The organism is Microbaculum marinisediminis (assembly GCF_025397915.1).
GTDB classification, from domain to species: Bacteria; Pseudomonadota; Alphaproteobacteria; order Rhizobiales; family Tepidamorphaceae; genus Microbaculum; species Microbaculum marinisediminis.
This window is the reverse complement of the sequence record NZ_JALIDZ010000002.1, coordinates 269,377-295,084: the sequence shown is the minus strand read 5'-3', so window position 1 is coordinate 295,084 and position 25,708 is coordinate 269,377. Positions and strand designations below refer to the sequence as shown.

The window sequence follows — 25,708 nt, the reverse complement described above, 5'->3', positions numbered from 1 at the left end:
CAATTTAATTTTCCGCCGTTTGGGGCAAATGGTCCTGATCATGGCGGTCGTTTCATTCGTTCTGTTTCTTGTATTTGATAGTGATAAGTTCAAAAAACAGATTGCCGTCAATGAATTAGGCGGCTTTGGCGTGCAAGCGCTGACCGAACAGGAATACCAGGACTGGCTCACCGCGAAGGGCCTCAACGTCCCCTTCTACGAGCGCTATGCCGACTGGGTGGTCGACGTCTTCCGAGGCGACTTCGGGTTTTCGTTCGAGAAGAACACCGAGGTCGGTCCACTCCTTGCCGAGCGCCTGATCGCCACGGGGATACTCGGTTTCTGGGTCTTCGCGCTGATGATCCCCATCGCGCTGATAACCGGCGTCGTCGCGGGGATGAAGGAGGGGTCGTTCCAGGACCGGGCGGTATCCTTCATATCGGTCTTCACCACGTCGATACCGGAGATCGCAACGGCGATTTTCCTCACCGTCATATTCGCCCTGGGGCTCGGGTGGCTGCCGACCAAGTCAGCGATGACCCAAGGCTTCGACTGGACCCAGCTGGTTCTGCCGGTGATGACCCTGGTGCTTTACGATTTCGGCTACGTCGCCCGCATGACGCGGGCCTCCATGGCCGAGGTGATGACGTCCCAGTACATCCGCACGGCGATCCTGAAGGGCATCCCCTATAGCCGCGTGATCATGCGCCATGCCCTGCGCAACGCGCTGATCGCGCCGTTCACCGTGATCGTCCTGCAGCTCAACTGGCTGTTGTCGGGCGTCGTCGTGGTCGAGGTGTTCTTCCAGTACAACGGCTTCGGCAAGATGCTGCTCGATGCCGCCTTATTCGGCGATATCTACGTCATCCAGGCCGGCACGCTCGCCGCCGTCTTCGTCGCCGTGTTCTCACAGATCATTTCGGACGTGGGCTACACGCTGCTCAACCCGCGTATCAGGTTCAGTTGAGGGGAGGCGATAGATGAGCGCGACCGCAGAAAGCCCCGTGGCGGCCCCGTCGATCCTGGCCCGGCTGACGCAACCCAGGCCCTTGATCGTCCTGATTCTTCTGATGTGGCTGCCGCTGATCACCTACGTGATGTTCGGCTCCATGATCGGACCATCGAAGGACATCGTCCTGCTCCCGGCCGTACCGGCGACGATCCTGCTCTATGTGCTTGCGGTGCGGGCGTGGTGGGAATCGAAGATCGCCGTGATCGGCGCCAGCCTGGTGTTCTTCTGGCTGTTGATGGCGGTCACCGCGCCATATCTGCCGCTGATCGATCCCAATCAGCCGATTGCCCCGTTCACGCTGCCGTTCTCGGAGAAGAAGGATATCTTCTTCTGGCTGGGAACGGACTACAAGGGGCGCGACATGCTCTCGCGCGCCATCTGGGGCTGCCAGCGGGTGATCGTCTGGGGCGTCACGGCGACGCTCGTCGCCTATGTCGTCGGCACCGCGTTCGGCCTGCTCGCTGGCTATCTCGCCGGCTGGTGGGACGAAATCATCTCGTTCATCGCCAACATCCTGCTGTCGTTCCCGGTGATGGTGCTGTTCATCCTGATCCTGAACTATCTCGGGCAATCGGGCTTCAACATCGTCATCGCAGTCACCTTCGCGTCGGCGCCGGCGATCATGCGCATCGTTCGCGGCCTGGCCCTCGACATCAAGTCGCGGGACTACGTCTATGCGGCCCAGACACGCGGCGAGCATCCGATCTGGATCATGGTGGTCGAGCTCCTGCCCAACGTGCGCGGGCCGATCATCGTCGATGCCTGCCTGCGTCTCGGCTACACCACGGTCGCCATCACCACGCTGACCTTCCTGGGGCTGGGCCTTCAGCCACCGGATCCCGATTGGGGCCTGATGATCAAGGAAGCCGCCAATACGGCGATGATCTTCAAGTTCTCGTACATGCTGATCATCCCGGCGCTTTCGGTGTCGACGCTGATCCTCGGCTTCAATCTGATGGCCGACGGTCTGCGCGAAATGAGCCTGCGGGACTGAGGGGGCAACCATGACCGATCAGACGCCGGTTCTCGAATGTCGCAACCTGTCGATTTCCTACTTCACCCGCGCCGGCGAGATTCCCGCCGTCGTCGACTTCAACCTCACGCTGATGCCGGGCGAGGCGCACGGCATCGTCGGCGAGTCGGGGTGCGGCAAGTCGACGGTCGCCCTCGCGATCATGCAGTATCTCGGCCAGAACGGCCGGATCGTCGGTGGCGAATTGCTGTTCAACGGACGCGACATGCGCGCCATGAGCGAGGAGGAGCTTCGCAACCTGCGCGGCTCCCGGATCGCCATGGTCTACCAGGAGCCGATGGCCTCGCTGAACCCGGCGATGAAGATCGGCGCGCAGCTGGCCGAGGTGCCGATCTATCACGACGGCGTTTCGAGCCAGGAAGCCCTCGCCCGCGCCGAGGAGATGCTGGCCAACGTCAACCTGCCGGATCCCGTGCGGATCATGGATTCCTATCCGCATCAGATTTCCGGCGGCCAGCAGCAGCGCGTGGTCATCGCCATGGCGTTGCTGTCGAATCCCGAGCTTCTGCTGCTCGACGAGCCGACCACCGCACTGGACGTGACCGTCGAGGCCGGGATCGTCGAGCTGATCAAGGAAATCTCGGCGAAGTTCGGCACCTCGATGATCTACATCTCGCACAATCTCGGGCTGATCCTCGAGACGTGCGATCGCATCACCGTCATGTATTCGGGCGAGGCGGTCGAGGTCGGCGACATCGATACCGTCTTCAACAACATGCGCCATCCCTATACGCGCGGCCTGTTCGCTTCGATCCCGCTGCCCGGCGCCGACAAGAACGCCCATCCGCTCGTCGCCATCCCCGGCCAGCTGCCGTTGCCGCATCAGCGGCCGACCGGCTGCTACTTCGGGCCGCGCTGCCAGTTCTTCGAGGGCGGACGCTGCGATCTCGGCCTGATCCCGATGGAGAAGGTCGACACCGGGGCGGAGCATTTCGTGCGTTGCGTGCGCTGGCAGGAGATCGACTGGGACGCGACCAAGCCGAAGGCCGACGAACGCCCGCCGGTGGAGCCGGGCGATGTGGTGCTGAAGGTCGAGGATCTAACCAAGCACTACGAGATCGAGGAGTCCGCCCTGTTCGTCCTCGGCGCCGGCGAAACCAAGACCGTCAAGGCCAACGAGGAGCTCAATTTCGAGGCCCGCGAGGCGGAAACCGTGGCGATCGTCGGCGAATCCGGCTGCGGCAAGTCCACCTTCGCCAAGGTGCTGATGGGGCTCGAGGAAGCGACCGACGGTGGCGTGCTCCTCGGCAATCTGGACCTGGCCAACCTGCCCGTCGACAAGCGCAAGGCACAGACGATCGCCAAGCTGCAGATGGTCTTTCAGAACCCGTTCGACACGCTCAATCCCAGCCACACGGTCGGCGGCCAGATCGCCCGCGTCATCAAGAAATTCGGCGTCGAGACGGACAAGGAAAAGATCCAGGAACGGGTCTTCGAGCTTCTCGATATCGTCAAGCTGCCGCGCGATTTCGCCAAGCGGCGGCCGCGTCAGCTGTCCGGTGGACAGAAGCAACGCGTCGGCATCGCCCGCGCCTTCGCCGGCAATCCGGAGGTGGTGATCGCCGACGAGCCGGTCTCCGCCCTCGACGTCTCGGTCCAGGCCGCCGTCACCGAGCTTCTTATGGACATCCAGCGGGAGCATCGCACGACGCTCCTGTTCATTAGCCACGACCTGTCGGTGGTGCGTTATCTCGCCGACCGCATCGTCGTGATGTATCTCGGCCAGATCATGGAGCAGGGCACCACCGAGCAGATCTTCGCACCGCCCTATCACCCCTATACCGAAGCGTTGCTCTCGGCCGTGCCGATCGCCGACACGCATATCGAGAAACGCAAGGTGTTGCTGACCGGCGAGCTTCCCTCGCCGTCCAATCCGCCGAAGGGCTGCCCGTTCTGTACGCGCTGCCCCTATGTCATCGAGGGCCTGTGCGACAAGCGCAAGCCGCCGAACAGGCGGATGGCCAGCGGTCACTACATCTTCTGCCACCTCGACGAGGTGACGCTCAACGACATGGAGCCGGTGATCAAGGTCGCCGACGCGGAAAAGGACGAACCGGCGCCGGCGTGATCGGCGCGCCGTCGAGCAATCCGGCGGCCGTCGCATTTTCGCGCAATTTCGGTCGCGAAACCGTCGCGCGCTGTGCGTTTCCCATCGTAGATTTGGCGCAGTAGGCTCTTGAATACGGGCCGCTCGCGAGCGGTCTGTGAAGGGAACGCGTCGTCATGCGTGGTTTCGCCCTCAACCGCACGCCCGCCTTCGTCGTCGGACCGGGCCGGATTTCCGAGATCGGTGCCGAAGTCGCCGAGATGTTCAGCGGCGACGCGACCGTCATGCTCGTCGCCGATCCGGGCCTGGCGCCGCTCGGGATTACCGAGAGGGCCATGGCCGCGCTCGCCCGGGGTGGCCATCGCGTCGTCCTGTTCGAGGATATCACCAGCGATCCCCAGGAGACGCAGGTCGCCGCCGGCGCCGCGAAGGCGTGGCAGGTCAAGGCGCGCGCCGTCGTCGGGCTTGGCGGCGGCTCGGCGCTGGACGCCGCCAAGATGATCGCCGTGGCCTCGGTGGCCGATCGGGCCGTCGAGGACTACCGCCTGGCGGACCATCCGCTTCCCGCCCGCCGCGTGCGGCTGATCTGCGCGCCGACCACGGCCGGGACCGGGTCCGAGGCGACGGCCATCTCGGTCCTGTCTGCGCCCGACCACACGAAATACTGGTACTGGGGCGATCCCCTGAAGCCGGATTTCATCGTGCTCGATCCCGAGCTGACAGTCGGCCTGCCGGCATCGCTGACGGCGGCGACGGGTCTCGATGCGCTGGTCCATGCGATGGAGGCGGCGACCAACCGCAAGGCCAATCCGGGCAACGATCTCTATGCCTTGTCGGCGATCCGGATCGCGGTCGCCTATCTGCCGAGGGCCGTCGCCGAGCCCGAAGACCTTGATGCGCGGATGCGGATGATGCTTGCGGCGTCCTCAGCCGGCGCCGCGATCGACAATGCCGGCACCGCGCTCGCGCACACTGTCGCCCATGCGCTCGGCAGCCTGATGCCGATCCATCACGGCCGCGCGGTCGCCATTGCCATGGCCGCGACGCTGCCCTTCGTGATCGAAGGCAATCCGGGCGGATTTTCCCGTGTGGCCGAGGCGTTCGGCCTGGCGAGCGCCGATGCGCTGCCCGCCCGGTTCTCCGCGCTTCTGGACGAGGTCGGTCTCGATCGCAGCCTGCCTCGCGACATCGACGCCGCGACGCTGGCCGCGCGCATGGCCGCGCCGGAGAACGCCGCCATGCTCAGGGCCACGGCGCGGGAATTTACCGAGGACGACGTGCACGGGCTTGCCGAAGCCGTACTCGCCGCGACGACCCGCGCCGGGCAGGCCGCATGAAGATCGCGGCGATCGAGATCAGCCACCACCGGATCCTGCTCGACCCGCCGTTCCGGGCGAGCTGGGACACCCGCCCGCGCACCGAATTCGAGGCGACGGTCGTCCGTGTAACGTCAGATGAAGGTCTGGTCGGAGTCGGCTCAGGGGACAAGATGGTCGGCTTCGAGGGCCATGAGCATCTTTTCGTCGGCCACGACCCGCTCCGGCTCGAACGGCACGCCCGCGTCCTCGACAACATCGCCTTCCACTACGGCCGCTGCTGGCCGCTCGATCTGGCGCTGTGGGACCTCGCCGGCAAGATCGCCGGGCTGCCGGTCTGGAAGCTCCTCGGCGGCCGATCCGACCGCATTTCCGCCTACGCCTCCTCCGGCACGCTGCGCGGGCCCGACGCGCTCGCCGATGCCGCCGATGCCTACAGCGCCCGCGGCTTCCGCGCCATGAAGATCCGCTTTCATCGCGGCGACTGGCGCGACGACATCGCGGCGCTTGCCGCGGTGCGCGCCCGCCTCGGCGACCGGCTCACCCTGATGGTGGACTGCAATCAGGGCTGGCGCATGCCCTGGGACACCGCCGCGCCCTGGACCCTGAAGGACGCGCTGCAGGTGGCCCGCGAGCTCGAACGCCTCGACGTTTACTGGATGGAGGAGCCGCTGCACCGCGGCGACCGCGCGGGGATGCGGCGTCTGCGCGACCGGACCGACGTGCGCATCGCCGCCGGCGAGATGACGCGCGAGCTCCACGAGTTCCGCGACCTGATCGATGCCGGCGCCGTCGATATCCTCCAGCCCGATGCCGCGCTCGTCGGCGGCATCACCGGCCTGCGCTGCGTCGCCGTCATGGCCGAGGCGCACGGCATCGTCTTCACGCCGCACACCTGGACCAACGGTCTCGGTGTCGCCGCCAACGCGCACCTGACCGCCGGCGTCGCCGCCGCGCCGTTCATCGAGTTCCCCTTCGATCCGCCGGACTGGTCGCTCGAGCGTCGCGATTTTCTTCTCGAAAGCCCGGTCGATATCGACGACAACGGCGATCTGGTGCTGTCCGAGGCCCCCGGCCTGGGCGTGACGCTGGACGAGGAACGGCTGGAGGCGACGCGGATTGGATAGGGGCGTGTGGTCTGGTCGGGATGGCAGGAGCTTGGTGGCAATTTCAGCTGTCATGCCCGGACTCGTTCCGGGCATCCATGAACACGGCGAGCGCTATTGGCAATGGATTGCCGGAACACGTCCGGCAATGACATCCGATTGAGGCGATAGGTGAGAGGACATCGAACGTGAAAACCTACGACGCGATAGTCATCGGCGCGGGTGTGATCGGCGCGGCGATCGGGCTGGAGCTGGCCCGCAAGGGGATGAAGACCCTGAACGTCGACATGGCGCCGGCGGCGGGCTACGGCTCGACGGCCGGCTCCTGCGCTATCATTCGCACCCATTACTCGACGCTGGAGGGCTCCGCCTTCGCCTACGAGGGCTTCCACTACTGGAAGGCCTGGCCGGACTATCTCGCCGCCGCCGACGAGCGCGGCCTCGCCGAGTTCCGGCAGACCGGCTGCATCGTCATGAAGACGGAGGCCAACGGCTATCTCGCCAACGTCAAGGCACACATGGACGCGCTCGGCGTGCCCTACGAGGACCTCGACACCGCCGCGCTGGAACGGAAGGCGCCGTACTACGACCTCCATCTCTTCCATCCGCCCAAGCGTCCCGAGGACGAAGGCTTCGGCGAGCCGACCGGCGGCGAGCTGGCCGGCGCGGTGTATTTCCCCTATGCGGGCTACATCACCGATCCGCAGCTCTCCGCCCACAACCTGCAGCGCGCCGCCGAGGCCGCCGGCGGCGTCTTCCTGTTCAACCGGCGCGTGGTGGAGATCGGCAAGGACGACACCGGCCGCATCGCCGGCGTCACCCTGGACGATGGCGAGCGGATCGCGACGCGCATCGTCGTCAACGTCGCCGGACCGCATTCCTACAAGGTCAACGACATGGCCGGCGCCACCGCCGACATGAAGATCGGGACGCGGGCGCTGAAGCAGGAGGTGGTGCACGTGCCGATGCCGGTCGACGGCTACGACGCGGACGGCATGGTGACGTCGGATTCCGACATCGCCTGCTACACGCGGCCGGAAAAGGGCGGCTTCCTGCTGGTCGGCTCCGAGGACCCACCGTGCGATCCGCGCGAATGGGTCGATCCGGACGACTGGGACCGGAACTTCTCCGAGCAGTGGCGGGTGCAGGCGCTGCGCGCCGCCCAGCGCATCCGGAACCTCGGGATCCCCAGCCAGATGAAGGGCGTTACCGAGCTCTACGACGTTACCGACGACTGGATCCCGATCTACGACCGGTCCTGCGTGCCGGGCTACTACATGGCGATCGGCTCGAGCGGCAACCAGTTCAAGAATGCCCCCGTCGCCGGCGCGATGATGGCCGACCTGATCGAGAAGGTCGAGGCCGGCCACGACCACGACGCCGATCCGGTCGCGTTCCCGCTGACGCATATCGGCCGCTCGACCAATGTCGGCTTCTATTCCAGGCTCAGGACCATCAATCCGGAATCGAGCTTCTCGGTGCTGGGCTAATCGCCGTCACCGGGGGGGCGGCCCCGATCCCGCCGCGGGAGGAAATTCGATTCATCCCGCGGCCGGGGCTAGCCACCCTCGACGGCTGGTTGTTTCGGATTCCCGATGACCGTTGCGCCCCGGGCGCGGCGCGGTGACACTGTGGTCCGACTCGCCAGGACCTAGATCTTCCGGGAAATCCGCCATGTCCGACGTCGCCGTATCCTCACGCCTGTCCTACTCGGCGATCGGAGCGGGCACCGTCGCGGCCTTCGTCGGTTTCGGCAGCTCGTTTCCGGTGGTCGTCCAGGGACTGACCGCCGTCGGCGCGTCGAACGCGGAAGCCGCCTCCGGCCTGATGGCGATGTCGATCCTGATGGGTCTGGCCGCGATCCTCCTGAGCTGGCGCTCGCGCCAGCCGGTCTCCGTTGCCTGGTCGACGCCCGGCGCGGCGCTGCTGATTTCGACGGGGGCGGTCGCGGGCGGCTTTTCCGCCGCGGTCGGGGCCTTCCTGATCACCGGCCTGCTGATCGTCGTGGCCGCGCTCGTCCGCCCGTTCCGCGATCTCGTCGCCGCGATCCCGTCGTCCATCGCCAACGCGATGCTGGCCGGCATCATCCTCGAGCTCTGTCTCGCGCCGGTCCAGGCCATCGGCGTCATTCCGCAATTCGCCCTGCCGGTGATCGTCGTGTGGGCGGTGATGCTGCGCGTCGCGCGGCTCTACGCCATGCCCGTCGCGGTGGTGGTGACGGCGGCGATCATCATGACGACGACCGAGCTTCCGGTCGCCACGGTCGGCGAGCTGCTGCCGGCTCCGGTGCTGATCGCCCCGAGTTTCACCTGGGGGGCGGTGGTGTCGCTCGCGATCCCGCTGTTCGTCGTCACCATGGCCTCGCAGAACGTGCCGGGCATCGCGGTGCTGCAGGCCTACGGCTATCGCACCCGCGTGCGTGAATCCTTCCTGGTGACCGGCGTGGGGACGATGATCGGCGCGCCGTTCGGCGGCCAGGCGATCAACTACGCGGCGATCACCGCGGCGATCTGCGCCGGCCCGGACGCCGACCCGGACCCGGCGCGCCGCTGGGTTGCGGCCTTCGCCGCCGGTGTCCTCTATGTCGGCTTCGGCTTCGCCGCGACGTTCGCGACGGTGCTGATCGCCGCCTCACCGCCGCTGCTCATCCAGGCGGTGGCGGGCCTGGCGCTGATGGGCGCGCTCGGCAACGCGCTGCTCGGCGCCATGCGGGAGATCGGCGACCGCGACGCCGCGATCGTCACCTTCGTCGTCTCCGCCTCGGGCCTGAGCTTCTTCGGCATCGGCGCCGCCTTCTGGGGCCTGGTCGCCGGCGGCGCCATGCTGGCGCTGTCACGATGGCGTCAGGAGAAGACGGACGATTGAGGCCGCGCCGGCCGTTTCGGGTGGCGGCGCGCCCGCGGAATCCGCTAGCGTCTCCCCGCCATGGCCGACCGAACCGATCACAAGCCGCTGGACCGCCTGAGCGTCAAGAAGGCGCGGCGCATCGCGCTCGCCGCGCAGGGCTTCGCCGACCGCAGGCCGTCCGCCGCCGCGATCACGCCCCGGCACATGGCCAGGGTGTTCGACCGGGTCGGCCTGGTGCAGATCGATTCCGTCAACGTGCTGTCGCGCTCCCATTACCTGCCGTTCTTCTCCCGCCTCGGCCCCTATGGCCGCGACCTGCTCGACCGGCAGGCCTACGGGCGCAAGCGCTATTTCGAGTATTGGGGCCACGAGGCCTCCTTCATCCCCGTCGCGCTGCAGCCGGCGATGCGCTGGCGCATGCACCGCGCGCGCGCCGGCGAGGGCATCTATTCCGGTCTCGCCCGCTTCGGTCGCGAGAAGCGCGCCTTCATCGATACGGTCCTGAAGGAGATCGAGGCCGGCGGACCGACGGGCGCCTCCGGGCTTGCCGCCGGCGGCAAGTCGCGCCCCGGCTGGTGGGAATGGGGCGAGGGCAAGACCGCGCTGGAATGGCTGTTCTGGGCGGGCTACGTGACGACCGCGACGCGGCGCAACTTCGAGCGCGTCTACGACCTGACCGAGCGCGTGCTGCCGCAAGACGTCATCGCCGCGCCGACGCCGGACGAGGCCGAGGCCCAGCGCGCGCTCCTGCGCGTGGCGGCGAAGGCGCTCGGCATCGCCACCGAGCGCGACCTGCGCGACTATTTCCGCCTTCCCGCCGCCGACACCGGCGCGCGCATCGCCGAGCTGGTCGAGGCCGGCGCGCTGCTCCCCGTCGCGGTGGCGGGCTGGAAGCAGGCCGCCTATCTCGACCCGGACGCGCGGATGCCGCGCAAGGTCGCGGCGCGCGCGCTGCTGTCGCCGTTCGATTCCCTGGTATGGGAGCGCGACCGGGCCGAGCGGCTTTTCGACTTCCGCTACCGGCTGGAGATCTACACGCCGTCGGAGAAGCGCGTGCACGGCTATTACGTGCTGCCGTTCCTGATGGGCGAGGGGCTGGTCGGGCGCGTCTGCCTCAAGGCCGACCGCGCCGCCGGGATCCTGCGCGTCAACGCCGCCCACGCCGAGGACGGCACCGACGCGGCCGCCGTTGCCGCCGGTCTGGCCGAGGAACTGGGCCTGATGGCCGGCTGGCTGGGACTGGACGGCGTCGAGATCGGGGGCGGCGGCGATCTGGCGCCCGCACTGGAGACGGCATTGGCGCCCGCGCTGGAGAGAGCCGTCAAACGCCTGTGACCCGGCGGAGGCCGTTTCATCACGCGCGTCCCACGCCCCATCACGCGTCTCCCACGATTGTTTGAACCGGCGCGACCGCTTTGTTGCCTGCGGTCGCGGGCTCCGATCCCTATGTTGAGGGCCTGATTGGAGGTACCCGATGCTCACGAGACGACGGTTCGGCGCCGTTTCGCTCGGTGCCATCGCCGCGGTCAGCTTCGCCGGGACGGCAGAGGCGTTCCGCGTGACCAAGAGCGATGCCGAGTGGCGCAAGATACTCACCCCGGCGCAGTACAGCGTGCTGCGCGAGGAAGGCACCGAACGGGCCGGCTCCAGCCCGCTCGACCGGGAGAAGCGGGCCGGCATCTTCCACTGCGCCGGCTGTGACCAGGCGCTGTTCTCCTCGAAGACCAAGTACGACAGCGGCACCGGCTGGCCGAGCTTCTACAAGCCGCTGCCCGGCGCCGTCGGCACGAGAGTCGACCGCGGCTGGGTCTTCACCCGCACAGAGGTGCACTGCGCCAATTGCGGCGGCCATCTCGGCCATGTCTTCGACGATGGGCCGCCGCCCACCGGCAAGCGCTACTGCATGAACGGCGTGGCGATGACGTTCGCGCCGGCCTGAGCGAGCGGGAGAGAACCGATGCGTGGAACCGTCCTGAAAAGTCTGTTCGCGGCCGTGCTCCTGGCCGTGGCGGCGCCCATGGCCGGTGTCGTGCCGGCCCAGGCCGCCCAGGCCGAGGCGATCTTCGCCGGCGGCTGCTTCTGGTGCATGGAGCCGCCCTACGACAAGACCGGCGGCGTCATCTCGACCACGTCGGGATATATCGGTGGCGGCACCGCCAATCCGACCTACAGACAGGTCTCGTCCGGCGGCACCGGGCATATCGAGGCGGTCAAGGTGGTCTACGACCCGGACCGGGTGTCCTACGACAAGCTGCTCGACATATTCTGGCGCAACGTCGATCCGTTCGACGGCGGCGGCCAGTTCTGCGACCGCGGCAGCCAGTATCGCAGCGCCATCTTCTACACCGGCGGCGCCCAGAAGGCCGCGGCGCAGGCCTCCAAGGCGGCCGTCGAGGCGCGCTTCGGCAAGTCCGTCGCCACCGCCGTCCGCCGCGCTGGACGGTTCTATCCGGCGGAGGACTACCATCAGAACTACTACCGGAAGAACCCGGTGAAATATCGGTACTATCGGTCCCACTGCGGCCGCGATTCCCGTCTCGCCGAGGTGTGGAACTAGGGGGCGCCCATAAGGGCGCTCCCGATCGCCGACCGGATTGCGCGGGGCCCTTTGGGGCCCCGTTTTCGTTTGTTGAGCGCCTGCGGCGAGCGGGCGCGTCGAACCCTCTCGATTATATTCAGGAAATCGAATATAAAGGATCAGGACCCGCATGGCCGCCACGACGCGCGCCGGCGCCGGTTGGCCCCATTGCGGTCCGTCAACGAAACACAGAGCGGAACGCGTGACCGTGGGCGACAGCACGACCCTTGCCGGGGACGAAACGGCGGTATCGCCGGTGTCGGGGCACGACGACCTGAGCGCCGACGCGGCCATCGAACTCGCCGGAACCGCGCAGGCGGCGACGGACTTCCTCAAGGCGCTGGCCCACGAGGGCCGGCTGATGATCCTGTGCCATCTGGTCGAGCACGAACGATCCGTCGCCGAGCTGGAGCACCTGCTCGGCGCCCGCCAGGCCACCGTCTCGCAAATGCTGGCGCGACTGCGCCAGGAAGGCCTCGTCGAGGCCCGTCGCGACGGCAAGACGATCTACTACCGCCTGACCGACGAACGCACCCGGCCGTTGCTCGAGCTCATTCACGACATGTTCTGCGCGTTGCCGCCCGAAAGGGACCAGGGCGCGGACGCATAAGCGCCGGTCAGGCTAAAGAAACGCCCCGCCGCGTTGTTCCGTCTTCGACGTGGTTCGATAGTGGAGTACCATGGGGTCCGGTTCGCCCAAGGAGGCTCGAATGCCGGACAAGTGGACTGACGCCGATGGCTACGAACAATACGTGGGCCGATGGAGCCGGAAGGTCGGTGACGGCTTCTTGTCCTGGCTGGATGCAGCGCAGGGTCTGCGCTGGCTGGATCTGGGCTGCGGCACGGGCGCGCTGACATCCCGGATACTGCAGCGGTGCGGTCCGCAATCGGTGGTCGGCGTCGAGCCCTCCGAGGCCTTCCTGTCGCTGGCGCGGCAGCAGATCCCGGACGACCGTGCCGACTTTCGCCAGGGCTCCGGGGCGGATATCCCGATAGCGGACGGCGGCGTCGACATGGCGGTCTCCGGGTTCGTCCTGAACTTCATCCCCGATCCGGCGCTGGCCCTGAAGGAGCTGATGCGGTGTACGGCACCGGGCGGGACGATCGCGGCCTATGTCTGGGACTATGCCGGCCACGTCCAGTTCATGCGCACGTTCTGGGATGCGGCGGTTGCGCTCGATCCCGCGGCCCGGGAGCTGGACGAGGGCAATCGATTTCCGATCTGCCGTCCGAACCGCCTCGCAGAGGTGTTCGCGGTCGCGGGCCTGCGCGATGTCGCCACCGAGGCCATCGACATTCCGACGCCGTTCCGGGACTTCGACGACTACTGGCGCCCCTTCCTGAGTGGTGTCGGCCCCGCGCCCGGATACTGCGTTTCCCTCGACGACGCGGCTCGCAACAGGCTGAAGGACCGGCTCCGGGACACCCTGCCGACCGATTCCGACGGCATGATCCTTCTGGCCGCCCGGGCGTGGGCGGTTCGCGGCACGCGCTAGGCCCAGCCTACGCGGTTCCGTCTACGCCGTTCCGTTCTGGCCGAGCGCCTCGATCTGGAGTTCGAGACCTTCCTGGATGTGATCGATGATCGCGTCCTCGGCGACGCGCGGATCGCCCGTCTCGATGATGTCGACGAGCTGCATGTGGTCGCCGAACGACTTGGACAGGTCGACCTTCTCGATCGTGGCGAACAAATGGAACGAGATCGCCCGGTTCCAGATGTTGTCGAACATCTCGAGCAGATAGCGGTTGTCGCACAGCTCGACCATGCGGCGATGGATGTTCCGGTTCGCCTCGAAATAAGCCGCGACCGTCTTCGAGGTGATGTTTTCCTCTTTCTCGATGGTCGCGCGCAGGTCCGCGTTGATGCGCGGATCGTTGCGCTTGGCGAGAATGCGGATGGCCTGGCCTTCGATTGCCGCGCGGGCCTGGTACAGCTCCTCGACCTCGCCAACGGACATATCGTGCAGCACGAACCCGCCGCGCGGGGAGGTGACCAGGATGCCGTCCTGTTCCAGGCGCAGAAGGGCCTCGCGCACGGGCGTGCGGCTGATCTGCAGTTCGGCGGCCAGCTTCTCCTGGACCAGCCGGTCGTTGCGGCCGACCTCGTTGTTGAGGATCGCGCCGAGTATCTGCTGATAGACCTCGTCGGCGAGCCGCCGCCGTTCCGCCTTGATGCTCTTGAGTGCCACTCTCGGACCTATTGTTTCCTGCTGTCGCCGGCCCCGTCGGCGCGGGCGATTCGCCCGGATTCTAGCCTATTTGCACACCAAGCGATCACGCCGTCACGATCCCCCTTGCGTCATTTTTGGATACTGAATACAGTATACATGAATTGCGAGGAGATGCAAAAACGTGTGTGGGATCGCAGGTAGAATTCTCAGTGCCCCCGGGCGCGTCGGCAACGACCTCGTCGAGTTGATGGATGCTCAGGAACACCGGGGAGCCGACAGCACCGGCTTCGCGGTCTACGGCATTCCGCGCGACGAGGGATATATTCTTCGCGGCATGGGATTCAACGAGTCCCGGCTGTCGGCGGATATGGAGGACTTCCGGCTGATCCTTCGCGAGCACGGCGCCGATTTCCTCGAGGATCCGACCTTCGTCACCGGCGGCGCGGCGCATTATTGCGTCCGCATGGTGATCTCCGATCCGAAAGACCTTGCCCGCTGGATCAATGACGCCGACACCATGTCCGACCGCTTCGAGGTCCAGTCCTGCGGCCGGTCGCTGGAGATCGTCAAGGACACCGGCGGCTCACGCGATGTCGCCGAGAAGCACGGCGTGCGCGACATGATCGGCACCCACGGCCTCGGCCATGCGCGCCTCGCCACCGAAAGCTCGGTGCTGCCGAACGCCAGCCATCCGTTCTGGGCGCGGCCGTTTCCCGACGTCGCCATCGTCCACAACGGCCAGATCACCAACTACTACACCTGGCGCGATCGGCTGCACCGGCTCGGCTATCGCTTCCTCACCGAGAACGACAGCGAGCTGATCGCCGTGTGGGTGTCGCACGAGATGAGCCAGGGCCTGACCCTCGACCAGGCGCTGAAGAAGTCGATCAGGGATATCGACGGCGTCTTCACCTACATGATCGCGGGCGAGGACGGCATCGGCTTCGCCAAGGATCGCTTCGCCATGAAGCCGCTGGTGGTGGTCTGGCAGGACGGTTCGTTCGCCGCCGCCACCGAGGAGCAGGCGGTGCGCCGGATCTACCCGGGCGAATGCGACGTGATCAACTACGACGGTCCGAGCCTGACGGAGATCTGGGGGGTGGGCAACCGGAGGGCCGCCGCGTGAGCGAGATCGTCATCGACGTTGGCGATCGGCCGATCCGGGAGGTCAACCAGGACATCCAGGCCGCCTGCGCGGCCGGCGGCCCGATCCGCGTTCGCAACACCCTGTCGCGGCACAATCTCGGCGTCGGCCTGCCGCCCGGCGTGACCATCCATTTCGAGGGTAGCGTCGGCTACTACTGCGCCGGGCTGAACACCGGCGCCACCGTCACCATCGAGCGCAACTGCGGCTGGGGCGTCGCCGAAGGCATGTCCGACGGGTTCGTCACCGTCGGCGGCTATGCCGGCATGTCCTGCGGCGCGGCGATGACCGGCGGGCTGATCCACGTGAAGGGCGATTGCGGGCCGCGCTGCGGGGTCGCCATGAAGAACGGCACCATCGTCGTCGAAGGCAAGGTCGGCTACCAGTGCGGATTCATGGCGCACAAGGGCCGGATCATCGCGCTGGGCGGCGCCGGGGAATCCTGCGCCGACGCGCTGTGGGAGGGCGAGGTCTGGGTCGCCGGCGACGTCGACAGCCTCGGTGTCGACGTCAAGGTGATCGAGCCGACGGCGGAGGAGGTCGCCGAGGTCGACGCCATTCTCGAGCCGCTCGGGCTGAAGGACACGGCACGCAACTGGCGCAAGATGATCTCGGGTCAGCGCCTCTGGTACTTCGAGAGCCGGGATGCAGGCGCATGGCTGATGATCTGAACACCCCCTACGAATACCCGTTCGACATGCCCTCCGAGGCCGACATCAAGTTCGGCGACGGGGCGATCCCGGGCCGGCCCGCCGGCGTCCCGTCCTCCTACGACGAGGGCGGCTCGACCCGCTGGACCCCGGAGGCGATTTCCGAGGTGCACGCGCTGGCCCAGCTCGGCCGCTACCAGGTGCGCGGCTACAACACCTTCAACAAGCGGCTTCCCACCTTCGACGACCTGACCTTCGTCCCGGCGACGATGACGCGGCTTCCGCTGGAGGGCTATCGTGAGAGCTGCGACACCACCACCGTGCTCGGCGCCGGCCGCGGCCTCGTCGAGAAGCCGCTCGAGCTGAGGATACCGATCTACATCGCCTCGATGTCCTTCGGCGCGCTGTCGGCGCCGGCCAAGGCCGCGCTCGGCTACGGCGCCTCGAAGGCGGGCACGATGACCTGCACCGGCGAGGGCGGCATGCTGGAGGAGGAGCGCGAGGCGTCCAGGACGCTGCTCTACCAGATGTCGCCAGCGCGCTATCGCATCGACCTCGACCACCTGCGCCGCGCCGACGCGCTCGAGCTGGTGGTGGGGCAGGGGGCGAAGCCGGGCACCGGCGGCCTGCTGCTCGGCATGAAGGTGTCCGAACGGATCTCCAGGATGCGCACCCTGCCGGTCGGCGTCGACCAGCGCTCGACCATCCGCCATCCCGACTTCCTCGGCGCCGACGACCTCGCGGTGAAGCTCGAGGAACTGCGGATCGCCACCAACTACCAGGTGCCGATCTTCGTCAAGATGGGCGCGACCCGGCCGCGCTACGACGTCGCCATCGCCGCCAAGGCCGGCGCCGACGTGGTGGTCGTCGACGGGGCGGAGGGCGGCACCGGCGCTTCGCCGGAGCTGCTGCTCAACCACACCGGCATTCCGACCATGAGCGCGATCCGCGCCGCGCGCGAGGCGCTGGACGAATGCGGCATGACCGGCAAGGTCGATCTGGTCGCCGCCGGCGGCATCCGCTCCGGCGTCGACGCGGCCAAGTGCCTGGCGCTGGGCGCAGACGCCGTGATGATCGGCAACGGCGCGATGATCGCGCTCGGCTGCAACTCGCCGCGCTATCTGGAGGACTACCAGAAGCTCGGCACTTCGCCCGGCGCTTGCCACCATTGCCACACCGGCCTGTGCCCGGTCGGCATCTCGACGCAGGACCCGGAGTTGCAGAAGCGGATGCATGTGGACGCCGGCGCCGAGCGCGTCGCCCGCTACCTTGCGGCGATGACGATGGAGATCACCGCGCTGGCCAAGGCCTGCGGCAAGTCCTCTGTCCACAATCTCGAGGTCGAGGACCTGCGTGCCCTGTCCTTCGAGGCCTCCGCCTTCACCGGCGTCAAGATGGCCGGCATCGACCGCCCGTTCGAGTGGTGAAGTGACCCCGTCCGCATGGTGAGGTGATGTCCCCGCCGCGCCCCGGTCCTGGAGCGCGGTCCCGAAATCCTGGACCGTGCGGCTGGAGCACAGGCTTAGCCCCAAACCGCAGCTGTCATGCCCGGACGTGTTCCGGGCATGACCGCAATCGTTGGCGGTGGTGTTCATGGATTGCCGCGACAAGCCCGGCGATGACGGCTGGGGTGGATTGCCTCCCGGATTGCCCGCTTACCGCCCCGACGGGCTTTCGGCGGGTGACAGCTTGCGCCGGCCGGCGATCTTGAACCGGTCGGCGGTGCCGTATTCCCTGCGGCCGACCCCGGCGACGAAATCCCCGAAGACCGGTCCGTGCTTGTAGAGGTGGCCGGAGCAGCCGCCGGCGAGCAGGACGTTGTCGTGCTTGGGGTGCCAGTCGACGATGAAGTGGGTGTCGGGCGTCAGGATGATCTGGTTGAACTTGGAATCGACCACCTTCTGCCCGACCAGGCCGGGGAAGCGCTTGCGGATGTAGCTGCGGGTGCGCGCCAGCGTCTCGCGGCGGATCAGCCGCTCGTCGTTGTCCAGGTCGATCTTGTCGGGAATGACGACGGCCGCCTTGACGCCCGAGCCTTCCGTCGACGGCAGGCCGAACGACTTCTCGCCGTGGTCGATCCAGCACGGCATGTTCTCCTGGTCGAACGAAGCGTCGCCGTCCGGCGTCGAGGTGTAGAGCACGTTGACACCGACCACCGCCGTGATCGGCTTGACCGTGCGCGGATACATGTCGGCCATCCACGGGCCGGTCGCCACCACGATCAGGTCGGCGTCCAGCGGCTTGCCGTTCAGCACCAGCCGCTCGTCGGCGTCCGTCGTCACGTGGCCGCGTTCCACCCTGCCGCCGGCGCGCTGGAACAACTCCAGCCCCGCGCGCACGCCGCGGTGGGCCATGATCATGCCGGCCTCCGGCTCGTACAGCGAATAGGCGATGCTCGTGGTGTCGAACTGGGGGAAGCGGGCGGCGGTTTCCGCAGCGGAAAAGCGGTAGTAGGGCACGCCCAGCTTGTCGAAGGTCTCCGCGGTTGCGTCCTCCCAGTGGCAATGGCCCTGGGTCGCCAGGATCAGCGCGCCGCACTCGTAATAGAGCCGCTGGCCGATCTCTGCCTGCAGCTCCATCCAGCGCAGCCGCGCCTCGCGCGCCCACAGCGTATAGAACTCGTCGCGTCCGTGGATCGCCCGGATGACGCGGTTATAGTCGGTCGACGAGGCGCGCGAATGGCCCGGTTCCCAGCGGTCGATCAGCGTCACGCTTTCGCCGCGGCGCGCCAGTTCCAGAGCCGTCATGACGCCGGCGATACCGCCGCCGACAACCACCGCACCGGGCCGCGCCATCGGGAAATTCCTCTTGCCAACACAATTTGACGTGCATACTGTATACTGAATACAAAGACCGATCAACAATCGGCGAATAACGGTTGGCAAAGGCTGGAGGGGACCTTGACGCAATCGGAATTCGGCCTGCCGGAGGGCACGCATACGGTCGTACTGGGGGTAGGGGATCTGTGCGGGATCATGCGCGGCAAGCGCATCCCGGCGACCCATTGGGACACGATCTGCAAGTCCGGCAACGCGCTTTCAATCGCGCTCTTCGCCATCGACATGACCTGCGACGTCTGGGACACGCCCTACGTCAACTTCGGCAACGGCTACCCGGACATGCACATGTTGCCGCTGACCAAGCCGGCGTCGCTGCCGTGGGAGCCGGGCGTGGCGTTCTGCCTGGCCCGCGCCGAGGGCATGGACCACAAGCCGGTGCCGATCGATCCCCGCAACGTCCTGATCCGCCAGCTCGAGCGCGCCGCGGCGATGGGCTACACCGTCAATGTCGGCACCGAGCTGGAGTTCTACCTGCTCGACCCCGAGACGAGGCGCCCCAGGGACAAGGGCATCCAGGTCTACGGCCTCGAGCGCGCCGCCGAGCTGGAACACGTGCTCGGGCCGATCCGCCAGCAGATCAACGAGGTCGGCATTCCCATCGAGCAGTCGAACCCGGAATACGCCCCCGGCCAGGTCGAGGTGAACATCCATTACGGCGACGCCCTCCTGTCGGCCGATCGCGTGGTGATCTTTCGCTCGCTGGTGAAGCAGCTTGCCATGCACCACGGCTATCTCGCCACCTTCATGGCGAAACCGTTCTTCGAGCAGTCCGGCAACGGCTTCCACACCCACTATTCGTTCTGGAAGGACGGCAAGAACGCGTTCGCCGACGGCGGCAAGCTCAGCCAGACCGGCCGTCATTTCGTCGGCGGCCTGCAGAAGCGCATGGCCGAGATGTCGGTCTGCGGCACGCTCACGCCGAACGGCTACCGCCGCCGCCAGCCGTTTTCCTTCTGCCCGATCAACACGACCTGGGGCCTCGACAACCGCACGGTCGGCATCCGCGTGATCGAGGGGGCGGACGCGGCGACCCGGGTGGAGAAGCGCGACGGCACCGCCGACTGCAATCCCTACCTGATGCTCGCCGCCGAGGTCGCCGCGGGCCTGGAGGGCATCGAACAGGGCATCGAGCCCAGCGCGATGACCACCGGCAACGGCTACGAGGACGAGGCCGCCGAGCCGCTCCCGGGCAGCCTCGACACGGCGGTCGCGCTCGCCCGTCAGTCCGACTGGCTCAAGGCGCTGTGCGGCGACGATCTGTACGAGCTGCTGTGCCAGATGTGCGAGCGCGAGATCGCGTTCGTCAACGCGCAAGTGACCCCGGTCGAGATCGACCGCTATCTCGGGAATTTCTGAGCGATGAAGATCGCCCGCGTCACCGGAACCGTCACGGCCTCCGTGAAGGCGGCCCCGCTGACGGGGCACAAGCTGCTCGTCACCGATGTCGAGGACGGCGCGGGCAACGTGCTCGAGCCGGCGGTCGTCGCGGCCGACACCTGCGGCGCCGGCGTCGGCGATCTCGTGATGCTCGTCACCGGCTCCGCGGCGCGGCTGCCGGCGGCGGTCGCGGGCGTACCGATCGATGCCGCCATCGTCGCGGTGGTCGATCATGTCGATATCGCGGGAGGTCCGGCGAAAAGGACCCCCACCAGGAGAAGGAACGGGTGAAATGGCAAAACCGGTCAGCGGACAGATGGCGCTGGGCATGATCGAGACCCGCGGTCTCGTCGCCTCCATCGAGGCGGCGGACGCGATGGTCAAGGCGGCGAGCGTGACCATCATCGCCCAGACCAAGTCCGGCGGCGGGCTGGTCTCCACGCTGGTGCGCGGCGAGGTCGGCGCGGTGAAGGCTGCGACCGATGCCGGCTCCACGGCGGCCAACAAGGTCGGCGAGGTGGTCGCGGTCCACGTTATCCCGCGCCCGCACGACGAGCTGGAAGGGATCATCGCGGCACTGGGCGGCGGCTCGGCCGACTGAGTGACCCGGTGCCGCTCCGACGTCTCGTCCAGGGGGATACCGGTCGATGACCGCCGCAGGATTCGAGGAGTTCGCCGAGGTCGTCGCCGCGCGTAGCGCCGGCGGCGCCGTTGAGGCCGCGCCCCGCTACGACCGGGTGACGGTGCTCGGTGGCGGCCCCGACGCGCGCCTGCTGGCGGCGCTGTGCCTCGCCGAAGGCGCCGCCGTCACGCTGTTTTCCGCCTACGGGGAGGAGCTGTCGGCGCTGCGCTCGGGGGCGGGCGTCGCGCTGCGCGGCGCCGGTCCGGTCGGCACCTACCAGATCGACCAGGACAGCGTCCCCTCGATCCGGACGACGGCGGAGCTGGACCGCGCGGTCGCCGGCGCCGAGCTGATCTTCCTCACCGGACCGATCCACAAGCAGCGCACCTACGCCATGGTGCTCGCCGACCATGTCCGCGACGGGCAGGTGCTGGTGCTGGCGCCGGGGCGCTCGATGGGCGCGCTGGAGGCGGCCTGGCTGCTCCGGGTCGGTGGCGCCAAGGCCGACATCACGCTGGTCGAGACGCAGGGGCTTCCCTACTGGTTCGAGGCGTCGGGCGCGACGCTCGCGCTGTCGCCGGCCGCGACAGTCTGTGCCGCCACCCTGCCGAGCGGCCGCCCCGCGGTGCTTGCCGGACTGGCGCGCTACCTGCCGAACCTGAACCCGGTGCTCAGCACCGTCCATTCCGGTTTCGCCGACGGCTCCGGCCTCGTCGAGGTGCCGGCGCTGCTGCTCGGCGGGCCGGCCCTCGGCAATGGCGGGCCCGAGGTGCCGATGGGCGGCGTGCCGCTGCCGGAGAACCGGACCTTCCGCGCGCTGATCGGTGCCGAGCATGCGGCGGTCATCGCCCGGCTCGCCGACGAACGCGCCGCGGTGGGCCGTGCCTTCGGCGTGCGCGACCTGCCCTCGGCCACCGGCTGGATGGACATTCACGCCGGCGCGCTGAAGGGACCGGGCAGCCGTCCGGTGCCCTCCGGCGCCACGGCGACCGCCATCCTGCGCGACGCCACGATCGGATCGCTGGTGCCGCTGGTCTCCGCCGCGCGGCTGGCCGGCGTCGCCGTGCCCGCGACCGAAGGCATGATCACGCTCGCCTCGACCATCCTCGGCGCCGACGTCGCGACCGCCGGCCGCAAGCTGGAGACGGTCGGCATCGACGCGACCGACATCGAGGACGCGCGCCGCATCATGGACGTCATCGCCCGGGGATCGACGGCCACCGGGGATCCGCAACGACCGGGGAGCGGCACCGATGGATGACGATCTCAAGTCGATCGCCGCGGCCCGGCGCGCCGCCGACACGGCCTTCGAGGCCTATCGCCGGTTCCTCGGCACCGATCCGAAGGCGATCGACGCCCTGGTCGACGCCATGGCGCGCGCCATCGAGCCGGAGGCCAAGCGCCTCGGCGAACTCGCGGTGGAGGAGACGGGCTACGGCAACGTGCCGGACAAGCGGGTGAAGAACCTGTTCAACGCCCTGGCGGTGGCCGACTATCTGCGCGACGTGACGACCCTCGGCGTGCTGTGGCGCGACGACGCCACCAAGGTCGCCGCGATCGGCGAGCCGATGGGCGTGGTCGCGGCCCTGATCCCCGTCACCAACCCGACCTCGACGATCATCTACAAGGTGTTGTCGGCGGTGAAGGCGGGCAACGCGATCGTCTGCGCGCCGCATCCGCGCGGCGTGCGATGCGGCCTGGAAACGACCCGCCTCATGGCCGAGGCTGCCGAGCAGATGGGCGCGCCGAAGGGCCTGATCCAGTGCCTCGATCACGTCACGATCCAGGGCACCGGCGAGCTGATGCGGCACCGCCGCACCTCCGTCGTCATGGCCACGGGCGGCCCGGCGATGGTCCGCGCCGCCTATTCCTCGGGCAAGCCGACGCTCGCCGTGGGCGCCGGCAACGTGCCCTGCTACGTCCATGCCTCCAAGGCGGACCAGCTTGGCGAGGTCGCCGAGCAGATCGTCATGTCGAAGAGCTTCGACTACGGCACGGCCTGCGTCTCCGAGCAGGCGGTGGTCGCCGACCGCCAGATCGCCCGCGAGCTGCGCCACGAGATGAAGCTGCGCGGCGCCTATTTCTGTACCCCGGCGGAGGCCGACAGGCTTGCCCGGGTGATCTTCACCGAGCACAACGCGATCGCGCCGGACAGCGTCGGCCAGTCGCCGGAGGCGCTGGCCAGGCGCGCCGACTTCTCGATCCCGCCGCGCACGCGCTGCCTCGTTTCCGAGGAGACCGAGGTCGGCTGGCAAAGGCCACTATCGGCGGAAAAGCTCAATCCGGTGCTGGCCTTCTACGAAGCGCGCAACTCGGAGGCGGGCATCGAGATCGCCCATTCGATCGCCATGTTCGGCGGCTGGGGCCATAGCGCCGTCATCCACTGCGACGATCCCGCGATCGTCGCCCGCTACGCCACCGTTCCGACCGGCCGCGTCCTGGTGAACACGCCGGCGATCACCGGCGGCATGGGCTATTCGACGGACCTGGAGCCGAGCTTCATGCTCGGCACAGGCACCTGGTCGGGCTCGATCACGTCCGACAACGTGACCGCGCTTCACCTCATCAACATCAAGCGCGTCGCCTACGAGAACCGGCCATGGCGCGACATCTACGAGGAATACGGGGAGTAGGGTCCAGGGCATGACCAGGAGCGACATCACCATCCGCGCGCTGGTGCAGATCGACAACCTGCAACCGAAATTCGCCGCCTATAACGGCGCGACGGTGCAGGGCTCGATCCCGCTGTCGGGCGACACCATCCTGATCGGCGAGCTGGCGCCCGGCAACGGCGTGTTCTCCCTGATCGACCGGGCGCTGAAGGCGAGCTCGGTGGAGGCGACCAGCCAGATCGTCGAGCGCGAGTTCGGCTTCTTCATCCTGCGCTCGCCCTCCAACGCCGAGGTGACGGCGGCCCGCGAGGCGATCCTCGCCGAACTCGGCGCCTCGATGCGCGACCGGGTGAAGCCCACCGTCGCCTCGACCCAGATCATCACCTCGGTCGAGCCCTATCAGGCGCAGCTCCTCAACAAGTGGCGCAAGGGGACGCTGGTCGTTCCCGGCCAGACGCTGGGCATCATCGAATGCGCGCCGGCCGCCTATATCTCGATCGCCGCCAACGAGGCGGAGAAGTCCGCCGAGATCGACATCGTCGAGGTGCGCGCGGTCGGCCGCTTCGGCCGCCTGTTCGTGTCGGGATCGGAGAATTCGGTGAAGGCCGCGGTGGACGCCGCCGTCGCCGCCATCGAAGCCGTCGAGGGGACACCGGAATAATGGCCGCCGGCCGCCGTGTCATCGGGGCTGAACATGTCGAGGAGGCGCGGGCGCGCGGCCGCATCGTGGTCGAGATCCTGCCCGGCGACATCGTCACGGCGCTGGCCAGCGAAACGGCGCAACGGCTCGGCATCAGGCTGGTGGACGGCCCGATCGAGCGCCCCGCCGTCGCGCGCACTGACGGCGGCACGTCGCTGCGCCGCGTCCTCTACCGTCGCTCGCCGAAATGGGTCGCGCCGAAGCCGGCGACACCGCGCAACGCCCGCCGCCTGACCAAGCTCGCCCTGATCGGCGCCGGCGGCGTCGGCGGCACTATCGGCCACCTGGCGGCGAACGCCGATCTCGTCGACGAAATCGCCCTGATCGACATCACGCCGGGGCTGGCCGAGGCGGTCGCGCTCGATCTCAACCATGCCAGCGGCATCAGCCGCACCCGCGCCCGCGCCGTCGGCGGCACCGATGCGGCGCTCGTGTCCGGCGCCGACGTGGTGGTCGTCACCGCCGGGCGGCCGCGCACGCCCGGCATGTCGCGGGCCGACCTGATCGACGTCAACCGCCGGGTCGTCCAGGCCGCCGCCGAGGCGATCCGCACGCAGGCGCCCGGGGCGATCGTCATCGTCGTCACCAACCCGCTCGACGAGATGACCGTGGAGATGCTGCGCGCCACCGGCTTCCCGCGCGAACGGGTGCTCGGCATGGCCGGCACGCTTGATTCCAGCCGCTTCCGCAATGCGCTGGCGGCGGCGGCGGGCGTCGGCCCGGCCGATGTCGAGGCGATGACACTGGGATCCCACGGCGACGAGATGGCGCCGATCGTCTCGCTTTCGCGCATCAGGGGGCGCCCGCTCGACGTTTTCCTGTCGCCCGCGCGGATCGACGCCTGCGTCAAGGACGCGGTCACCGGAGGCGGGCAGGTGGTGGCCCTGCGCAAGAGCGGGTCGGCCACGCTTGCCCCGGCTCATGCCGCGATCGAGCTGATCGACCATATCCGCGGCGCGCGCACCGGGCCGGTCCCGGTCTCGGTCATGCTCGACGGCGAGTACGGCATCGCCGGCGTGGTGCTCGGCGTTCCCTGCCATCTGGGCCGGGCCGGGCTGGTCTCCGTCGAGGAACTGAAGCTGACGGACGCCGAGCTTGCGGCGCTGCGCGCCGCCGCCGAGGCGATCCGCAGCCGGCTCGGGCTGTAGCCGCCATGGTCGTGCGGACCTTCAAATCCGGCGGCCGTTTCGAGGAGGTCGGGTCGTATTGCCGGGCCAAGCGGATCGGCCCCTTCGTCTTCGTGGCCGGCACCACGGCGATCGAGCCGACCGGCCGGCTGCATGCGCCGGGCGATACCTATCGCCAGGCCATGTACATCTTCGGCCGCATCGAGGCGGCGCTGGCCGAGGTCGGCGCCGAGATGCGCCACGTGGTGCGCACCCGCGCGTTCCTGACCGACATGGCCCGGGGCGGCGGCGATTTCGTCCGCGCCCACGGCGAGGTGTTTAAGGGCATAGACCCGGTGACGAGCGGCGTCGAGGCCGGTCTGACCCAGCCCGGCATGATGATCGAGATCGAGGCCGACGCCCTGATCCACGAGCCCGACGGGACGGTGGTTTTCGGCGGCTGATCGGCCGTTCCGGCGGGGCATTTTTTAGCCGCCGAGCAATTGACGGGTCATTCAGGCCGTGTACTGTATACAGAATACAATAACGCTAAGGGCAGGTCATAACC

Annotated in this window: 25 protein-coding genes; 23 read left to right on the top strand and 2 right to left on the bottom strand. The window is 68.0% G+C overall.

All coding sequences use genetic code 11. The features are described 5' to 3' along the window. Window positions 1-130 precede the first annotated feature (130 nt). From MUB46_RS04720 to MUB46_RS04665, 12 genes are all read left to right on the top strand, one after another. Complete coding sequence (locus tag MUB46_RS04720) at window positions 131-946, top strand: ABC transporter permease (RefSeq protein ID WP_261614725.1); 816 nt, start codon at window positions 131-133, stop codon at window positions 944-946. A gap of 13 nt (window positions 947-959) precedes the next feature. Continuing rightward, complete coding sequence (locus MUB46_RS04715; protein ID WP_261614724.1) at window positions 960-1,985, top strand: ABC transporter permease; 1,026 nt, start codon at window positions 960-962, stop codon at window positions 1,983-1,985. A gap of 10 nt (window positions 1,986-1,995) precedes the next feature. Continuing rightward, on the top strand, window positions 1,996-4,092 hold the full coding sequence (locus tag MUB46_RS04710; RefSeq protein WP_261614723.1) for an ABC transporter ATP-binding protein: 2,097 nt from the start codon (window positions 1,996-1,998) through the stop codon (window positions 4,090-4,092). A 155-nt stretch (window positions 4,093-4,247) separates the two neighbouring features. Then, on the top strand, window positions 4,248-5,408 hold the full coding sequence (locus MUB46_RS04705; RefSeq protein ID WP_261614722.1) for an iron-containing alcohol dehydrogenase: 1,161 nt from the start codon (window positions 4,248-4,250) through the stop codon (window positions 5,406-5,408). Beyond that, complete coding sequence (locus MUB46_RS04700; protein WP_261614721.1) at window positions 5,405-6,514, top strand: mandelate racemase/muconate lactonizing enzyme family protein; 1,110 nt, start codon at window positions 5,405-5,407, stop codon at window positions 6,512-6,514. Before MUB46_RS04705 ends, MUB46_RS04700 begins: the two co-directional genes overlap by 4 nt. Window positions 6,515-6,681: 167 nt before the next feature. Further along, entirely contained in the window at window positions 6,682-7,983 is a 1,302-nt protein-coding gene (locus tag MUB46_RS04695) for an NAD(P)/FAD-dependent oxidoreductase (RefSeq protein ID WP_261614720.1), read from the top strand. Window positions 7,984-8,167: 184 nt separating this feature from the next. Further along, window positions 8,168-9,358 (top strand): benzoate/H(+) symporter BenE family transporter, encoded by a 1,191-nt coding sequence (locus tag MUB46_RS04690; RefSeq protein ID WP_261614719.1) that lies wholly within the window; start codon window positions 8,168-8,170, stop codon window positions 9,356-9,358. Between the two features lie 60 nt (window positions 9,359-9,418). Continuing rightward, window positions 9,419-10,675: a winged helix-turn-helix domain-containing protein gene (locus MUB46_RS04685; RefSeq protein ID WP_261614718.1), complete on the top strand. Its 1,257-nt coding sequence runs from the start codon at window positions 9,419-9,421 to the stop codon at window positions 10,673-10,675. A 139-nt stretch (window positions 10,676-10,814) separates the two neighbouring features. Next, window positions 10,815-11,279: a peptide-methionine (R)-S-oxide reductase MsrB gene (msrB, locus tag MUB46_RS04680; protein ID WP_261614717.1), complete on the top strand. Its 465-nt coding sequence runs from the start codon at window positions 10,815-10,817 to the stop codon at window positions 11,277-11,279. Between the two features lie 18 nt (window positions 11,280-11,297). Further along, window positions 11,298-11,897, top strand: a complete 600-nt coding sequence (gene msrA, locus MUB46_RS04675; protein ID WP_261614716.1) for a peptide-methionine (S)-S-oxide reductase MsrA — start codon at window positions 11,298-11,300, stop codon at window positions 11,895-11,897. 229 nt (window positions 11,898-12,126) lie between these two features. Further along, window positions 12,127-12,528 (top strand): ArsR/SmtB family transcription factor, encoded by a 402-nt coding sequence (locus MUB46_RS04670; RefSeq protein ID WP_261614715.1) that lies wholly within the window; start codon window positions 12,127-12,129, stop codon window positions 12,526-12,528. A gap of 100 nt (window positions 12,529-12,628) precedes the next feature. Further along, window positions 12,629-13,414, top strand: coding sequence for a class I SAM-dependent methyltransferase (locus MUB46_RS04665; protein WP_261614714.1), 786 nt, complete (start codon window positions 12,629-12,631; stop codon window positions 13,412-13,414). A 21-nt stretch (window positions 13,415-13,435) separates the two neighbouring features. Here MUB46_RS04665 and MUB46_RS04660 read toward each other — a convergent pair whose 3' ends face one another. Then, the gene (locus tag MUB46_RS04660; protein ID WP_261614713.1) at window positions 13,436-14,107 is read right to left on the bottom strand and encodes a GntR family transcriptional regulator; all 672 of its coding nucleotides are present in this window, start codon (window positions 14,105-14,107) and stop codon (window positions 13,436-13,438) included. A gap of 163 nt (window positions 14,108-14,270) precedes the next feature. On the opposite strand from MUB46_RS04660, the gene MUB46_RS04655 reads away from it, so the two are divergent. From MUB46_RS04655 to MUB46_RS04645, 3 genes are read left to right on the top strand one after another with little or no spacing between them, the layout of a single operon-like run. After that, on the top strand, window positions 14,271-15,215 hold the full coding sequence (locus MUB46_RS04655; protein WP_261614712.1) for a class II glutamine amidotransferase domain-containing protein: 945 nt from the start codon (window positions 14,271-14,273) through the stop codon (window positions 15,213-15,215). Further along, window positions 15,212-15,904, top strand: coding sequence for a GltB/FmdC/FwdC-like GXGXG domain-containing protein (locus tag MUB46_RS04650; RefSeq protein ID WP_261614711.1), 693 nt, complete (start codon window positions 15,212-15,214; stop codon window positions 15,902-15,904). Before MUB46_RS04655 ends, MUB46_RS04650 begins: the two co-directional genes overlap by 4 nt. After that, complete coding sequence (locus MUB46_RS04645) at window positions 15,889-17,310, top strand: FMN-binding glutamate synthase family protein (protein WP_261614710.1); 1,422 nt, start codon at window positions 15,889-15,891, stop codon at window positions 17,308-17,310. Before MUB46_RS04650 ends, MUB46_RS04645 begins: the two co-directional genes overlap by 16 nt. Window positions 17,311-17,538: 228 nt before the next feature. On the opposite strand, the gene MUB46_RS04640 is transcribed toward MUB46_RS04645, so the two are convergent. Beyond that, a complete protein-coding gene (locus tag MUB46_RS04640) occupies window positions 17,539-18,678 on the bottom strand; it encodes an FAD-dependent oxidoreductase (RefSeq protein ID WP_261614709.1) in 1,140 nt (379 codons plus the stop codon). 105 nt (window positions 18,679-18,783) lie between these two features. Between MUB46_RS04640 and MUB46_RS04635 the strand changes: the two genes are divergently transcribed. The 8 genes from MUB46_RS04635 to MUB46_RS04600 are packed head-to-tail and all read left to right on the top strand — an operon-like array spanning window position 18,784 to window position 25,604. Next, a complete protein-coding gene (locus tag MUB46_RS04635) occupies window positions 18,784-20,079 on the top strand; it encodes a glutamine synthetase family protein (protein ID WP_261614708.1) in 1,296 nt (431 codons plus the stop codon). Window positions 20,080-20,082: 3 nt separating this feature from the next. Further along, window positions 20,083-20,391, top strand: coding sequence for a EutN/CcmL family microcompartment protein (locus tag MUB46_RS04630; protein ID WP_261614707.1), 309 nt, complete (start codon window positions 20,083-20,085; stop codon window positions 20,389-20,391). 1 nt (window position 20,392) lies between these two features. Next, a complete protein-coding gene (locus tag MUB46_RS04625; protein WP_261614706.1) occupies window positions 20,393-20,701 on the top strand; it encodes a BMC domain-containing protein in 309 nt (102 codons plus the stop codon). Window positions 20,702-20,747: 46 nt separating this feature from the next. After that, window positions 20,748-21,983: an NAD/NADP octopine/nopaline dehydrogenase family protein gene (locus tag MUB46_RS04620; RefSeq protein ID WP_261614705.1), complete on the top strand. Its 1,236-nt coding sequence runs from the start codon at window positions 20,748-20,750 to the stop codon at window positions 21,981-21,983. Continuing rightward, a complete protein-coding gene (locus MUB46_RS04615; RefSeq protein WP_261614704.1) occupies window positions 21,976-23,355 on the top strand; it encodes an aldehyde dehydrogenase family protein in 1,380 nt (459 codons plus the stop codon). The genes MUB46_RS04620 and MUB46_RS04615 overlap by 8 nt, the downstream gene beginning before the upstream one ends. A 10-nt stretch (window positions 23,356-23,365) precedes the next feature. Further along, a complete protein-coding gene (locus MUB46_RS04610) occupies window positions 23,366-23,995 on the top strand; it encodes a BMC domain-containing protein (protein ID WP_261614703.1) in 630 nt (209 codons plus the stop codon). Beyond that, the gene (locus tag MUB46_RS04605; protein WP_261614702.1) at window positions 23,995-25,182 is read left to right on the top strand and encodes a malate dehydrogenase; all 1,188 of its coding nucleotides are present in this window, start codon (window positions 23,995-23,997) and stop codon (window positions 25,180-25,182) included. Before MUB46_RS04610 ends, MUB46_RS04605 begins: the two co-directional genes overlap by 1 nt. 5 nt (window positions 25,183-25,187) lie before the next feature. Further along, window positions 25,188-25,604 carry a Rid family hydrolase gene (locus tag MUB46_RS04600; protein ID WP_261614701.1) on the top strand — a complete coding sequence of 139 codons (417 nt, stop codon included), beginning with the start codon at window positions 25,188-25,190 and terminating at the stop codon, window positions 25,602-25,604. The last annotated feature ends 104 nt before the right edge of the window (window positions 25,605-25,708 follow it).